12 protein-coding genes and 1 pseudogene are annotated in these 14973 nt (G+C 44.1%); 6 read left to right on the top strand and 7 right to left on the bottom strand.

The window, feature by feature from the left end; all coding sequences use genetic code 11:
* Positions 1-371, bottom strand: a pseudogene (locus tag V7R55_RS18205) (DUF418 domain-containing protein); the annotation flags it as partial.
* 255 nt (positions 372-626) lie between these two features.
* Here V7R55_RS18205 and V7R55_RS18200 point away from each other — a divergent pair.
* The gene (locus V7R55_RS18200; RefSeq protein WP_334060666.1) at positions 627-3125 is read left to right on the top strand and encodes a ligase-associated DNA damage response DEXH box helicase; all 2499 of its coding nucleotides are present in this window, start codon (positions 627-629) and stop codon (positions 3123-3125) included.
* A 39-nt stretch (positions 3126-3164) separates the two neighbouring features.
* A complete protein-coding gene (gene pdeM / locus V7R55_RS18195; protein WP_334060664.1) occupies positions 3165-3869 on the top strand; it encodes a ligase-associated DNA damage response endonuclease PdeM in 705 nt (234 codons plus the stop codon).
* 16 nt (positions 3870-3885) lie between these two features.
* On the opposite strand, the gene V7R55_RS18190 is transcribed toward pdeM, so the two are convergent.
* The 3 genes from V7R55_RS18190 to folM all read right to left on the bottom strand — a co-directional run bounded on the left by V7R55_RS18190 (position 3886) and on the right by folM (position 6683).
* Positions 3886-4779 carry a carbon-nitrogen hydrolase gene (locus tag V7R55_RS18190; RefSeq protein WP_179984822.1) on the bottom strand — a complete coding sequence of 298 codons (894 nt, stop codon included), beginning with the start codon at positions 4777-4779 and terminating at the stop codon, positions 3886-3888.
* Positions 4766-5830 carry an agmatine deiminase family protein gene (locus V7R55_RS18185; protein WP_334060661.1) on the bottom strand — a complete coding sequence of 355 codons (1065 nt, stop codon included), beginning with the start codon at positions 5828-5830 and terminating at the stop codon, positions 4766-4768. The genes V7R55_RS18190 and V7R55_RS18185 overlap by 14 nt, the downstream gene beginning before the upstream one ends.
* 145 nt (positions 5831-5975) lie before the next feature.
* Entirely contained in the window at positions 5976-6683 is a 708-nt protein-coding gene (gene folM / locus V7R55_RS18180) for a dihydromonapterin reductase (RefSeq protein ID WP_334060659.1), read from the bottom strand.
* Between the two features lie 161 nt (positions 6684-6844).
* Between folM and folE the strand changes: the two genes are divergently transcribed.
* Positions 6845-7528: a GTP cyclohydrolase I FolE gene (gene folE / locus V7R55_RS18175; RefSeq protein ID WP_334060657.1), complete on the top strand. Its 684-nt coding sequence runs from the start codon at positions 6845-6847 to the stop codon at positions 7526-7528.
* Between the two features lie 671 nt (positions 7529-8199).
* Here the strand turns inward: folE and V7R55_RS18170 are convergent.
* Positions 8200-10149: an amylosucrase gene (locus V7R55_RS18170; protein ID WP_334060655.1), complete on the bottom strand. Its 1950-nt coding sequence runs from the start codon at positions 10147-10149 to the stop codon at positions 8200-8202.
* Positions 10150-10504: 355 nt separating this feature from the next.
* Here V7R55_RS18170 and V7R55_RS18165 point away from each other — a divergent pair, with 355 nt between their 5' ends.
* The gene (locus tag V7R55_RS18165) at positions 10505-11722 is read left to right on the top strand and encodes an MFS transporter (RefSeq protein WP_334060654.1); all 1218 of its coding nucleotides are present in this window, start codon (positions 10505-10507) and stop codon (positions 11720-11722) included.
* 143 nt (positions 11723-11865) lie between these two features.
* Positions 11866-12681 carry a mechanosensitive ion channel family protein gene (locus V7R55_RS18160; RefSeq protein ID WP_334060653.1) on the top strand — a complete coding sequence of 272 codons (816 nt, stop codon included), beginning with the start codon at positions 11866-11868 and terminating at the stop codon, positions 12679-12681.
* Between the two features lie 70 nt (positions 12682-12751).
* Here V7R55_RS18160 and gloA2 read toward each other — a convergent pair whose 3' ends face one another.
* Positions 12752-13135: an SMU1112c/YaeR family gloxylase I-like metalloprotein gene (gene gloA2 / locus V7R55_RS18155; protein WP_334060651.1), complete on the bottom strand. Its 384-nt coding sequence runs from the start codon at positions 13133-13135 to the stop codon at positions 12752-12754.
* Between the two features lie 19 nt (positions 13136-13154).
* Positions 13155-14105, bottom strand: a complete 951-nt coding sequence (locus V7R55_RS18150; RefSeq protein ID WP_334060649.1) for an aldo/keto reductase — start codon at positions 14103-14105, stop codon at positions 13155-13157.
* A gap of 277 nt (positions 14106-14382) precedes the next feature.
* Here V7R55_RS18150 and V7R55_RS18145 point away from each other — a divergent pair, with 277 nt between their 5' ends.
* Positions 14383-14925, top strand: coding sequence for a lipocalin family protein (locus tag V7R55_RS18145; RefSeq protein WP_334060648.1), 543 nt, complete (start codon positions 14383-14385; stop codon positions 14923-14925).
* The last annotated feature ends 48 nt before the right edge of the window (positions 14926-14973 follow it).

Here is a 14973-nt window from a genome sequence, read left to right as displayed (position 1 = left end):
TGTTTTAGTACAAAGTAGGCGCAAAGGCTGTAATAAAGCAGTATGTCTCCGCCAAATACAAACACGCCATGTATTAACCCAAATAAAAATAGCCATTTAAGCCGAGATTTAGAAAAGTCTAGAAAGTTGTGCCCACGCTTCTGGCAAGCATCAAATTGAATCGCTAAACCTGCTCCAAACAACAGGCAAAATAAGGTGCGAAATCTTCCATCTAAGAAAAGTGCGCTAAATGTTGAGATAATCTCATCAGATAAAAGTGGCTCTTCAAAAAACGCGTAGCCGGTGTGAAAATTTTGATGGTATGCAATGTTTAAAGACAATATGCCAAGGATTGCTAAACCTCTAATGGCATCTATCGATTGATTTCGCATTTACGTTCCCTGTAACAATGTTTAGTTGCTTGTCGAGTGTAGTGTCTCGTTTTCGTGGTGTCGATACTTAAAGTGAAGCCAAATATTAACCATTACTAATATCATTAAATTACAGGAGATATTTACTTTTTCAATAAAGTTAGACTGCATTGAGTCTCAAGCGTTATCGAAAAGGCACGAAGTAGGGCATTGGTGTAAATAAACTTAACGAAGAATTTGGCGTATAAAACCGAAAAGGCATAACAGATACTGTAAATGACATTACTTCCCTGCGCTTTCGCTAAGTGGTTTAAGCAAAAAGGCTGGCAACTACGTGATTATCAACAGAACATGTTGGTTGAAAAAGATAAACATGACTGTACATTACTGATAGCACCGACAGGGGCGGGTAAAACCTTGTCAGGTTTTCTTCCGAGTTTAGTAGAGCTTAGTGAATTATATGAAGGTAATGCGTCAGCTCAAAACAAGGGTGTGCAGAGTGGCTTTAACGGTTTACATACCCTATACATCTCTCCACTTAAAGCGTTAACTCAAGATATCCATCGCAATCTGTTACAGCCTATTGAAGAAATGTCGCTGCCTATCACTGCGGAAACCCGCACTGGCGATACGCCTTCTCATAAACGTCAGCGACAGCGCAAAAAGCCGCCTAATATTCTACTTACTACCCCCGAGTCCCTCATGCTGATGTTAAGCTACGCCGATGCCGATAAGCTTTTCGGTAAGCTAAAACGGGTGATCATCGATGAAACTCACAGTTTAATGGCGAATAAGCGCGGCGACTTTTTATCACTCGCCCTAGCGCGATTAAGCGTGTTTTCACCACGCTGCAAACGCATAGGCTTGTCAGCGACCGTGGCGTTTCCAGAAACACTGGGCGCGTGGCTAGCGGGCAGTGACGGTGTTGCTAATATCATTAAAGTAAAAGCGGGCGAGAAGCCAAAAGTTGAGATGCTGCATTCTAAAGCACGCATGCCTTTTGGAGGCTTTATGGCTCGTTACGCCATTGATGATATCTATGAGGCCATAGAGAAAGCGCAGACTACACTGGTTTTTGTTAATACTCGTGCTCAGTCTGAACTTCTATTTCAAATGTTGTGGGAAGCAAACAAAGCTGCGCTTCCCATAGCGCTTTATCACGGCAGTTTAAGTAAAGAGCAAAGGCGAAAAACCGAAGCCATGATGGCAAGTGGTATGCTTAGAGCAATTGTATGTACTTCTGCATTAGAGCTAGGCATCGACTGGGGCGACGTCGATAAAGTCATTCAAGTAGGTGCGCCTAAAGGCGTAAGCAGGCTGCTGCAAAGGATAGGGCGAGCGAACCACAGGTTAGATGAACCTAGCGAAGCGTTACTTGTCCCAGCAAACCGGTTTGAAGCGCTGGAATGCCAAGCGGCCATTACGGCTATTGAAAAAGGTGAACTTGATGGCGAAAGCCCTCAGCCTGGAGCCCTAGATATCATTCCGCAGTTTATCTTGAACTGTTTATGCAGCAAAGCTGATAGCCCGGATGCCTTGTATCAAGAGATCCTTACCGCCACGCCTTATCAAGGGTTAGATAGAGATGATTTCGATAAACTGTGGCGCTTCACTCAAGACGGTGGCAGTGCTCTAAATGCTTATGAACGATATCAGCGTTTAACGCAAAACGACGATGGCACTTTTGCGCCCGCAAATCGGCGAGTTATACAAAGACACAGGCAAAACATAGGCACAATCGTTGAGGCAGGGCGTTTAAAGGTAAAGCGTATCCGAAGGGGAAACCAAGGCAAGATCATTGGCGAGGTAGAAGAATATTTCGCCCAGCAGTTAACGCCCGGAGATACCTTTTATTTCGGCGGAGAAGTACTGCGCTTTGAAGCTATTCGCGACATGCAGCTTCACGCCAAGCCGGCCAAAGCGAAAGAGCCTAAAATACCAAGCTATGCGGGTGGACAAATGCCGCTATCTACCTATCTAGCAGAAGGGGTACGAGCTATCTTGGCTACTCAAAAATCCTGGAAGGCACTGCCGGTACAGGTACAAGAGTGGCTGAAGCTTCAGCAGGCGTTCTCTCAGCTACCTAGCCCTGAAAAGGTGCTGGTGGAGCAGTTTCCATTTAGACAGGCGCACTATACCTTGTACTACACCTTCGACGGACGCAAAGCGAACCAAACCTTAGGTATGTTGTTAACGCGGCGAATGGAAAAAATGGGCATTAAGCCTTTAAGCTTCAGCGTGACTGATTATGGTTTATCGGTAGCATCAGTGAACGCCACCACCCAAGGGCAGTTAGAGCAGTTATTTCAGCCGGATATTCTAGGCGACGAGTTAGAAGATTGGATGTTACAGGCGCCAATGCTAAAGCGTTCCTTCAGGCAAGTAGCGGTGGTTAGCGGGTTGACAGAACAGCGTTATCACGCCAGTCAAAAAACCATGAAGCAAGTAACGTTTTCTACCGACCTCATTTACGATACGTTGCGAGAGCACGACCGCGACCATATATTACTTAAAGTAGCGCGTGCTGATGCTGAGCGCGAGCTCCTCGACTTACGGCGACTCGCTAACTTACTTATTCGCTACGTAGATTCAGCGACATTAGTTAACCTTGAAAAACCGTCGCCTATGGCCATTCCTATTGTACTGGATGTACGCAGTGAACAAGTAAAAGGCGCTGGTGCACAAGCCATAATCGAGCAAGCTAATTTATACGCCGAAGCTGAAACCATGTTAGACGAAGTACGCGCACTACTCTCAGGGACTAGCGTTGAATAGGTAATATGAACTCACAAATGAAAAGAACAAGAGGGTAAGTTGGCAATAACCGATTCGTGGCTGACGGAGAAAGTCAGTCAGCGCCAAATTACAATTACGAAGTACGCCGACTACTTGTGGTTGTTAGACGCACGTGGCGTAGCATATTTACCTGCATGCGACTGGCTGATAGTGTCTGATCTTCACTTAGAAAAAGGCAGCTATTTACGCAGCTATGCGAACCCCATACCTAGCTTAGACTCCACCGCCACACTTAAACGCTTAGAAAGCATTATTGATGATTACCAGCCTAAACGAGTAATCAGCCTAGGCGATAGCTTTCATGACAAGCATAGCATGTCCCGAATGACCAATGATGACCGTCAGCACTTGTGTAGGCTTGTTGATAAAGTGAAAGAGTGGATGTGGGTAGAAGGCAACCATGACCCAGATCTGCCAGAAGGCATTCCAGGCACGCCATGTTTTGAAGTAGTGCTAGATAATATGGTATTCAGGCATGAGCCGGATTTAAACGAAAAGCGACCGCAAGTTATCGGTCACTATCACCCTAAAAAGCGCACCACTATTTCTCGCCGCCGTTACTCTGGTAAATGCTTTACTAACGTCAACAGCCTATTTGTGATGCCTGCCTTCGGGCAGTTTACCGGCGGGCTAGACATAGACGAAGACGTAATGCTAACGCTTCTTCCCAAGTCGACCCGTCAGGTTTTTATGCTCTGTGAAGGTATTATCTTTAAAGTATAGCTCACCAAAATTGGGGTTAGTCGCGCCAGCGTTTGGTTAACTCGTCGTAGGCGTCTATGCGGCGGTCACGGAAGTAAGGCCAAATGCGCTTAACCTGTTCGGTACGTTCCATATCAAGCTCTACTGATAACGTTGTTTCACCTTCCGCTTCGGCTTTGGCCAAAATTTCGCCCTGCGGGCCTGCAACAAAACTTTGTCCCCAAAACTGAATGCCTGGGTCGCCTTCAACGGGTGACGCTTCAAAACCAGTGCGGTTCGCTACAATAACTGGTACTGAGTTTGCCACAGCATGAGAGCGCTGAATGGTTTCCCATGCACCGTGCTGACGGGTACGCTCTTCTTCTGTGTCAGTTAAATCCCAGCCAATAGCCGTAGGGTAGAACAACAAGTCTGCACCTGCCATTGCCATTAGGCGTGCCGCTTCTGGGTACCATTGATCCCAACATACCAAGACGCCAAGCTTACCTACGCTGGTTTCTATAGGCGTGAAGCCCATATCGCCCGGTGTGAAATAAAACTTCTCATAAAAACCTGGGTCGTCAGGAATGTGCATTTTACGGTATTTGCCCGCAATTTCTTTACTGCGGTCGAACACTACGGCGGTATTGTGATACAAACCAGAACCGCGCTTTTCAAAAAGCGATGTCACTAAAACGATATTGTGTTTTTCTGCGAGTTCACCAAAAAAGTCCGTCGCTGGTCCAGGAATGGGCTCAGCCAAATCAAAGGCGTCAGTATCTTCTTGCTGGCAAAAGTACAGGGTGCTGTGCAGTTCTTGAAGCAAAATACACTCGCAACCTTCAGCTGCTAATTTGGCAACTTGCTCGGCACTTTTGTTCCAGTTCGTTGCTTTGTCATTGTCGGCAACGGCCTGTTGTACCAGACCAACTTTTAGCTTAGCTGGGCGCATGTAATGACACTCCTTTCTTTAAAGTGGCGATAATCGAGTCTTTTAGGGTATTTGTGGGCACTTGCATAGAAATACAATGCAGGCTGCCGTATTGTCTTACGAGTACACTGCAATCAATTGGTTCAACAATATGAGTGGGATGTGCTTTTTGCACCGTCTCTATGGCTTCGGCATCTTCTTCTTCACCATACACGGGCAATAAAATCGCGTTATTACAAATCAAGTAATTGGCATACGATGCCGGCAAGCGATCCCCTCCATCATTAACAATATTAGGTAACGGTAAATGAAATTGTTCATGCTCTGGCAATTCAAGGGCGCATTCGTCACATAACGCTTTTAACCCTTCGAAGTGACTGTCATTAGGGCGGTTGTTACACGCCTGAATTACTAGGCCTTTATTCGGGGTAAAGCGTACTAATGTGTCGATATGACCGTCAGTGTCATCGCCTTCTAAATGACCATGCTGCAATATAGTAACCTTGCTGCAGCCCAGCATATCTTTAAATGCATCTTCATAAGCACTTAGCGACATGTCACCGTTGCGCTCAGGGTTAAGTAAACACTGAGCGGTACTTAATAGGTGTCCGTTTTCATCAATTTCCAGCGCGCCACCTTCAGCCACTACAGGGCTGCTGCGAAGCACAGATTTGCACATGGCAGCAAGATAGCGCTGATTAGCCAAGTTATCTTCATCGGCGTTAAACTTATTACCCCAACCGTTAAAGCGAAACTCTACAGGCGAGCCGTTACCATCATTGTCTTTGCAAGTGATAAAACCGTAATCGCGCATCCAAGTGTCATTAAAGGATGCGGAAACAATAAGTACTTGGGCATTCTCTGGTAAACGTGATTTAAGACCGTCTACATCGCTTGGCGCGCATAATAAAATCACGCCCGCATGATTACGGTTTACTGCAGCAATTACGTTTAAGTAGGTCGCTCGCGCCTCTTCCAACCACGGAGCCCAATCGGTTTGTGCATGTGGCCATGCCAACATAACTGCATCAATGTTATGCCATTCAGGCGCCATAATACGGTTGCCGTGCATAGTAGAATTCCAAGTCGCTTTAAAATAGGGAGTGGATTATAGCCATGCCTCGGCACCAGACCAAGGCTAACGGCGATGAAATTAATTGGCGGTGACGATTAATTTAAAACACTAAAAAACTAAGCTAAGCTTAAAGTCTGTAATATCACTTTAAATGTCGTCCACCGTTAAGGTGAAGGGTTTGTCCTGTTACGTAGTCACTGTCAAATAAATAGTTCATGGCTTTCACAGCCTCTTGCGCGCCTGGGACGATTTCAAGTAACGACTTCTTTACTGCCTTTTGTTTATAAGCTTCGTCATCACCTTCGTTGAACATAAGCAAAGCTGGGGCAACGCTATTTACTTTCACCTTTGGAGCTAATTTCTTAGCAAATGATAAGGTTAGATTGTGCAGCGCTGCTTTGCTTGCCGCATAAGCCATATGCTTCTCGCTACCTGTTTCTTGTACGTAATCAGTCATATGAATAATGTCAGCTTGCACTTCACAGTCTTGCAGCGCCTTTTCAAGTGCCAAGTTTATGCGGTAAGGAGCGACAGCATGGACCATCATCATGCGCTCTATTAAGTTGTGCTTGTTACTGTAATCTTTCTCCTGCGCCCAATCCGATGCGTTATGAATTATCCCTCGATAGGTTTTACTGATTGCCTTAATCTCATCAATTGCTCGATCAATAGCCGCCTCAGTGCTAAAATCTGCCTGTAAGACTGTAGCGCCTTTATCCTTAAGCATTGCAATACTGGAGCGATGTGTTCGATAAGTCACGACAACGTGATGGCCTTGTTCGAGTAACCTGTCAGCCATCGCTAAGCCTAAACGTTGACTCGCGCCTGTTATTAGTACAGGTGAATTCAAGATAGCGTCCTTCTTTTCTAAGAGGTATCAGTTTTATTATTCCGTGCTAAAAGCACGCGAGGAAACAACAACATTAAATAAAAGTCATGTTGTCGTATAATGGAACTTTTACGATTTTACAGGCGTATCAGTTCAAAAAAGCAGTAACAACGGATAAAACAATGTTAGCAAAAGAAGCGGTAATTGTGCGTGATGCACTAGACCCCTCTATATCAGAGCCGGCACAACGTGTACGAGAAGCATTAGAAGCCAAGGGGCTAGAAACTCCTATGGTAGTTAATGGCCTTTCTGACGAACAAAAGCGCAAACGAATTGAAAGCGCGATGCGTGACGTAATGGACACGCTTGGCCTTGATCTCACTGACGACAGCTTGTGTGATACGCCCAGCCGTATTGCAAAGATGTACGTTAATGAAATCTTTGGTGGCTTGGATTACCGGAAGTTTCCTAAGATTACTGCTATCGAAAACAAGATGCAGATTGACCAGCCTGTTCAGGTGTCTGACATCAGCTTAACGAGCACCTGCGAACATCATTTTGTGACTATCGATGGTACTGCGACAGTATCATATATACCGAAAGATACGGTGATTGGTCTTTCCAAGATAAATCGTCTTGTGGGCTTTTTTGCTCAGCGCCCTCAGGTACAAGAGCGCCTAACACAGCAGGTGTTAGTTGCGCTGCAAACACTAACGAATACAGAGGACGTTGCTGTAAGCATTAATGCAACTCACTATTGCGTAAAGGCGAGAGGAATTCGAGACACTAATTCTTTCACAAGAACATCTGCATTAGGCGGTCGCTTTCTAACAGATAGTGAATTGAAACGAGAGTTCTTTCGTTAAGTAAGTTGCAAGTGCTTTTACGTTCCAAAAAGAAAAGCCGCTTTTAAAGCGGCTTTTTTGTATCTTATGTCATTTATTACTTGATGAGGTGTTCGCTATCTAGAGCATCTACAATGAGATTGATCCGACCGCCAATACCATCGGCGGCAGTAAGACTGAGTATTTTGTTACAACAACTACAAGACTCATGTTGTTCGTGATACATATCGCGTGTGGAGTTTAATTGAAAATCATTGATTGCGCCGCAATAGGGGCACATGTATTCCAACATACTTTCACTTTGCATCGTTCTATCCGTTACCATGTTTTACATATCCATATGACGTAAGTCTAAATCCAGTGTGTGAGAAAATAACTGGTATTGCTTTTGCCATAAGCTTTAAAAAAGCTAATAGCTTGCAAGATACAAACCACACACATAGGTAAAGCGCTATTGTCGTGCTAAACAATCTGTAAGCTGCGTCGAGTCACCGCTTTTGCGAAATTGTCTCACGATAAATTGGGAATATTGCTACCCACTACTAAAGTATAGTCGGTTATTCTTTTACTGCCTTTGTAATTCGCGGCTTTCTTAGTAAGTAGTTGGCGACAAAAGGTAATTAAATTTGTCGGCGGTAACTCACCAGTCACGGGGCTAGCAACAGGTGGGTTACCGCGTATAAGAGGTTTTATTAGTCAGCTAATAGCCATAGCTGCTGAAAGGGAGCAAGTACAATAGGTGTTGATTCCATCGACACGTTATCGCCTGATAGCAAATCCACGCTTGATATGCAGTCTACTGTCGTCAAAAGGGAACGCGGAAGCTGCTGCTCGTGTTCACTGAAATTACAAACGACGAGGAGTTTTTCACCTTTGGTATTTTCTCGCATGAAAACAAAGCAATGTTGATTATCAGAATCTAGTATATGTGTTTGAGCTTGCCCGAAAATGGTGTACTGTTTTCTAATTTCAATCATTTTCTGTAAGCCCGAAAATATACGAAGGCTTGCCATTTCCGCCAAGCTTGCAGGTGCTGTTTGACCAAGCGCTAAAGCGGTGTCTTCATTATTAACCGCGATACGATTTACCCATCTATCATCATGCTTTTTACTTTCGTCGAATCGATAGCTATAGTCATTAAGCTTTCCAATTTCATCGCTTGAATACAGTAATGGGATTCCACCTATGCTGAACGTTATCCCATATAACAGCAGCATACGCTTTACCGCTTCTTCAATGCCTTTCGTATCATTAGCCTGCAGTGCGCCTTCTAGCCCGCACAAAGATGCCAGTGAACCACATACACGACAATCCCCGTTGCTCGGGTTTTCTGCAAACGGCACACCGTTTGCGAAACTTCCTTCAAAACGACCGGTGTAGAACTGATTCAGAAAATAGCGATGATCGAACGGGTTTATGCCTAATTCGTCAGCGACAGCATCGTCAAAAGTCCAACCTATGTCATCGTGACAGCGCACGTAGTTCACCCATGTACACTCGTCTGAAATAGCAAAGCTCTTTTTCATCGACTGTGTGAGCAGGCGAGTTTTGCGTGTTGCCAATGAGTTCCAGAGTAGCGCCATTAACAAGGGGTTATAGGACAGCTGACATTCGTCTTTATCGATATACTTGAGCACTTCATCCGGATGAACGATAGCCTCTGATTTGAATACCACCGCTGGCGCAACAATTTGTAAACAACAATTAAATGCTTGAATAAGCACGTGAGCCTTCTCTTGATTCTCACAATTTGTACCAAGTTCTTTCCAAATGAATGCCAATGCGTCTAAACGAAGAGCGGCGCTACCAACATTAGCCAAAAATAGCATTTCAGAGGTGATAGCGTTGAATACTTCAGGGTTGCTGTAATTTAGATCCCACTGAAAGCTATTGAAGGTCGTCCAAACCCACTTTTCAATCTGCTCATTGTAGGTAAAGCTGCCCCTTCTTACTTGAGGAAAAATTTCTCTTAGCGTTTCCTCATATTGGTCGGGAATGGTCTTGTCATCAAACAAGTAGTAATAGTTTTGGAATTGCTTGTCGCCCTTAAGTGCAGCTTTTGCCCACGCATGTTCGTCAGATGTGTGATTAAAAACAAAGTCGAGCACAAGGTTAATTCCTTCCTTTTGGAGAGCCGACGCAAGCTTTTCTAAATCTTTCATAGTGCCTAACGAGGAATTTACCTTGCGATAGTCCGATACTGCATAACCGCCATCACTGTCTCCTTTAGGTGCATCGTATAAAGGCATTAGGTGGACATAAGTTACACCGAGAGCTTTGAAGTAAGGGATTTTATCGTGTAAGTCATTCAGCGTAGGCCCCATTAAGTCCACATAGCAAGCCATACCGACCTGTTGCTGATCGCGATACCATAGAGGAGATTTAAGCCTTTCATTATCGAGCTTTTTGAGCGCCGGCTTTCGACTTTTCAACCCATCTCTTAATATTTCAATAAGTTTTTGTAAATGAAAATAGCAGTCGTACTGATGTCCATAAACATAAGTATAGTTTGTGAAAAGGCGAGGAAAGTGAACTTTTAATCGCTTAGTAAACGTGGCCGCATCTTTCTTCGAAAGGCTTGATAAATCAGTGGATGCCAGGATGCGCTCCAAACATAAACTACTATCGGCAGCATAGCTCATAAAAAACTCCAAAGTATAACGCGACTGCGCGTCTAGTAACCCTATCCTAATTGTCAGGTTTACAGGCTTTTTAAATTCTGTTAACTTTTATCTTAAACGATTAAGTCTTGTTTTCCAAGTTAGACTAAAGTTTTGATACCAAGCGCAATAGCATTTTTTGTTATCAAACTTTTTACATCGTTCTTTTATTGATTAGATTATGAAAAGTGGGTGCTTCAGATTTCTTTGTCTGCTATCGCCCACATGCTTTGTTTAAAAGTATGTAGACGTAAAACACCTTCATACCGATGTTGTGAGACCGACTATGCCAAGCCAAGACCGTAGCAGTAGAGTTATTAGGTGGTTAACCTACCTCATGTTCATGATGTTTGCTATGACATCAGATTCAGTGGGCGAGATCATTAAAGAAGTTAAAGTGGCGTTCTCTGTCACTAATGCACAAGCGAGTTTAATGCATTCTTTGCCCATGCTGGGTATTGCGCTATCTGGTTTATTCTTAGGTTTTTTAGCAGATAAATTAGGCCGTAAGCCAACAATCATCATTGGTTTAGCATTGTTTGGGATAGCTTGTTACAGCTTTCTAATTGCTAATGACTTCTTGTTGATCGTTAGTTTGATGAGCTTATCAGGGGTAGCCGTTGGTATTTTCAAAACGGGGGCGCTCGCGTTAATTGGTGACATATCGTCATCTACAAAACAGCACACAGCTACTATGAACGGCGCAGAAGCATTCTTTGGCGTAGGTGCAATTATCGGCCCGTTAATCGTTGCATACCTTATTCATCAAGGCGTTGCTTGGCAGTGGCTTTATGTCATTGCCGGTGGGGTTTGTACCATACTGATTGTGGGGGCGTTATTAGTTAAATATCCTGCTTATACTAGAAAAACAGGAAACGGTGAAGAAAAGATATCAATAGCGCAAAGTCTGAAACTGGTTAAAAACCCCTACGCATTGGGCTTCTCAATAGGCGCATTTCTCTATGTTGCGGCAGAAAGCGCAATTTATGTTTGGATGCCGAGCTATTTAGTGTGCGATGCAACCACACTTAGGGCTACCTATGATTGTTACACAGAAGGCTTTTCACAAACGTTGGCCATATATTCAGTCACCGCTTTCTTTATTCTCCGAGCTGCAGGACGATTTGTAGGTATTTGGATGATGTCTCGCTTTAACTGGGCACTAGTGCTGATGTTGTTCACTGGCGCGATTGTATTGTGCTTTGGTTTAGGGTTATGGGGTGGAAAGCAAGTCGCGCTTTACTTGTTCCCTTTAACAGGTATCTTCATGTCGGTCATTTACCCTACGTTTAATTCGAAAGGGATAAGCTGTTTCCCTAAACACCAGCACGGCAGCGTGGCAGGGGTTATCTTGTTCTTTACCGCTGCTGGCGCAGCGGCTGGTCCTTTTATTATGGGCCTTGTAAGTGATGCTAACGGAGGCGATGCCAAATACGGTTTTATGGTGGCAACAGGGTTTGCGGCGCTGTTATTTGTGGGCTTGGTATATAACTATGTCAAGAATCCTACAAAGGCGCGTTTGGCTGAAATAGAAGCAAGTGAATACGCTAACTAATCATCGTTTTTTCTTAGGCTTGTCATCAGCAGGCCTTACTTCCCCTTAAGCAGTGCTGGGCTAAGTTCCGGCACTGGTTTTTCTTATCATTGTTGTTTAATCTTCACTTATTCAAGTATCACCGCTAATTGTACTCACGCTCAATGGATGAATTAAAACAAGCCCAAGCACTTTACGACACCCTCGTGGAGTTCGCAGTGACCTACAGCTTCCAAATTGTAGGTGCCATCATCATTTTCCTGCTTGGTTGGTGGGTTGCCAATAAAATAGGCCATGTGGTTGAAAACCTCATGGTAAACAAAAAAATTGACGTTACGCTAAGCCGGTTTACCGGTGGTATATGCAAGCTGGTGGTGCTTGGAATTGTAATCATCATCGCCCTTGGAAACGTGGGGATTAGCGTTACTCCATTAATTGCGGCGCTTGGTGCTGTTGGCTTAGGGGCCGGTCTCGCAATTCAGGGCATGCTGGCAAATTACGCCGCAGGTTTTACTATAATTATTACCCGCCCGTTTGTAGTAGGAGATACTATTCGGGTTCGTGGCGTTGCCGGAGTTGTTGATCAGGTTATGCTGCCTTATACCATTCTTATCGATGAAGATAACGTGCAAATCCAAATTCCCAATAAGCTCATTGTAGGGGAGATCTTGCATAACTCAGCTGAAAACATGCTTATAGAGCTAGATATTGGCGTTGCTTACTCTAGTAATGTAGATAATGTCATTGAAGTCATTCGACATGCAGTTGCTTCTGTTGACGGTGTTAGTGCAGAAAAAACACCTGCTATTGGTGTCGATAATTTTGGCGACAGTAGTATAAATTTTGGAGTTCGGGTTTGGGCACCGGCCGTAAGGCATTTCGAAGTTCGCTATGCGCTAAACCAGGCCATTTTTAATGCGCTCCAACAGCACAATATTGATATTCCATTCCCGCAACGGGAAGTAAGAATGCTGGACTAGAGGTAGTTTCTTTCTACAAGCTTATTGTTAAATAAATGCCGAATAACTACTTAGCTATTCGGCATTATTTTTAAAGTTCGTAAAGCTCCAACGGTAAACCATCAGGGTCTTGAAAGAACGTAAAGCGCTTGCCTGTATATTCGTCAGTTCTTACCGGCTCACATTCCACACGTTTATTCGTTAAATGATCAATCATTTCATCTAGGTCGTCTACTTTGAACGCCAAGTGTCTTAGCCCTTGTGCTTCTGGACGGGATGGCCTCTGGGGTGCCCCTGGAAACGAAAATAACTCAATTTGACTTCCGTCTGGTAAACCAAGGTCGCATTTATATGAATCTCTGGCTTCTCGATAATTTTCGTCAATGATGGAAAAACCTAGTACGTCCGTGTAAAACGTTTTTGAACGTGGATAGTCGCTACAAATAATAGCTACATGGTGAAAGCCTTTAAGCATAGAATTTCCTTTTGTGTGCCTACGGCATCTCTAGACCGCGAGCAGCTTCAAATAATTTATACCAGTGTTCGCGAGACAGGTGAACGTCCAATGCTTTATGGCTAGATTTAATTCGCTCTATATTTGTGCTGCCTAGCACCGGTGCAATATTCGCAGGGTGTCGCATAAGCCATGCTAGAACAATGGCTTCAGGGGTTGTTTGGTATTCGCTTGCAAGTTGCGCTACTAATTCTGCGGTAGCAGCGTCTGAGTTAGTTTCGGTTTTCGCCCCTGTATATTTTCCTTGAGCCAAGCTTCCCCAAGCCTGAAGCTGAACATTATTCATCATACAATATTCAAGCGTGCCTGGCGCATAACCTATGTTGCGATTAGCCGCACTATTGCTGGTGATGCCGTCTTCTAGCCAATCTCTAAATCCAAGGCTCATTTCAAGTTGGTTGGCAACAATAGGTGTCGAAAGTGCTGATTGAAGGTAGTTTATTTGGTGACCGTGCATATTAGACACACCCACGTGTTTTATCTTTCCCTGTTGCTGCAGAAGTAATAAGGTGCCAGCCACTTCTTCAAGTTCCATAAGCGGGTCGGGGCGATGTAACAGCAGTATATCAAGTTGCTCGATACCTAGACGAGAAAGAATACCTTCAACAGATGTGTGAATATGCTTTGCCGAGAAATCGTAACGCTTTGGTCCTAAATCATCTTCGAAGCGTATTGCACATTTAGATTGAATAAGCATTTTTTCTTTAAGCTCTGGAGCTTGCTTAAGCGCTTCACCAAAGGCAGTTTCTGCTTTACCGAATGTGTAAATATCAGCATGGTCAAAAACGTTAATATCTAAGTCTAGTACAGCGTCGATGATTGATCTTGCTTGGGTAACAACGGCTTTAGTAACGGGGTCATTATTCCAGCCCCCACCTAAGCCCATGCATCCATAAATTAGGCGGCTTGCATGTGGAAAGTGTGCATTCATATGATTATCTCTTCTTAAAAGTGTGAGTGAACAAAAGTATTCATGCACTCAGTAAAAGCTTTGGCGCTTAATTTTATTTGTAACAAAGCGGTACTCTAGTATGACTTTGTTGATAATAAAAGCTTGATTAGGCGAGTGTATTTTTACTGTCGACAGTTAACACCTCAGACTTTTTCTTATGTGCAAAGGGTCAAGAAGAGCAAAATTGCCGGTGTGAGCATATTAATAATATAGTGAGTACTCATCACTGCACATCATTACAGAGAAAAGAGGATTTATGCTGAAAAAATGGTTTCTAATTGCAATGGCAAGTGCACTACTCGTTGGGCTATCTGGCTGTACCGGAGTACCGGAAAACGTAAAGCCAGTTAGAGGTTTCGAGCTTCCTAGATACTTAGGAGAGTGGTACGAAATCGCGCGCTTCGACCACAGCTTTGAAGAAGGGTTAAGCGAAGTCACAGCAACTTACAGTATGCGCGATGATGGTGGCGTCAAAGTTATCAATCGCGGTTATTCAAAAGAAGACGGTAGGTGGGATGAAGCCGAAGGGAAAGCATACTTTGTAGAGTCTGAAACCACAGGGCATCTAAAGGTATCTTTCTTCGGTCCATTCTACGCAAGCTATGTAATTATGGAGTTAGACCAAAAAGGTTACCAATATGCGCTAATTACAGGGCCAGATAAAGATTACCTTTGGATATTAGCAAGAACGCCTACCATTTCAGATGAGGTTCGCGCCCGTTTGCTAGAGAAGGCGAGGGCAGCTGGGTACGACACTAACAAGCTTATTTGGGTTGAGCACGGCCAAGTGAAATCATAGGTACTATCAAGCGAGTTGTTCTGCGCGCAAATACGGATTTGTGCTATT

Origin of the sequence: Alteromonas sp. S005 (assembly GCF_036864475.1) — a bacterium.
Lineage (GTDB): Bacteria > Pseudomonadota > Gammaproteobacteria > Enterobacterales > Alteromonadaceae > Alteromonas.
This window is presented reverse-complemented; position numbering and strand designations above follow the sequence as displayed.

Coding starts and splice junctions, on each gene's coding strand:
- V7R55_RS18200 (WP_334060666.1), top strand. CDS start 627: ATGACATTACTTCCCTGCGCTTTCGCTAAGTGGTTTAAGCAAAAAGGC.
- V7R55_RS18190 (WP_179984822.1), bottom strand. CDS start 4,779: ATGCGCCCAGCTAAGCTAAAAGTTGGTCTGGTACAACAGGCCGTTGCC.
- V7R55_RS18185 (WP_334060661.1), bottom strand. CDS start 5,830: ATGCACGGCAACCGTATTATGGCGCCTGAATGGCATAACATTGATGCA.
- folE (WP_334060657.1), top strand. CDS start 6,845: ATGTTAGCAAAAGAAGCGGTAATTGTGCGTGATGCACTAGACCCCTCT.
- V7R55_RS18170 (WP_334060655.1), bottom strand. CDS start 10,149: ATGAGCTATGCTGCCGATAGTAGTTTATGTTTGGAGCGCATCCTGGCA.
- V7R55_RS18165 (WP_334060654.1), top strand. CDS start 10,505: ATGTTCATGATGTTTGCTATGACATCAGATTCAGTGGGCGAGATCATT.
- V7R55_RS18160 (WP_334060653.1), top strand. CDS start 11,866: ATGGATGAATTAAAACAAGCCCAAGCACTTTACGACACCCTCGTGGAG.
- gloA2 (WP_334060651.1), bottom strand. CDS start 13,135: ATGCTTAAAGGCTTTCACCATGTAGCTATTATTTGTAGCGACTATCCA.
- V7R55_RS18150 (WP_334060649.1), bottom strand. CDS start 14,105: ATGAATGCACACTTTCCACATGCAAGCCGCCTAATTTATGGATGCATG.
- V7R55_RS18145 (WP_334060648.1), top strand. CDS start 14,383: ATGCTGAAAAAATGGTTTCTAATTGCAATGGCAAGTGCACTACTCGTT.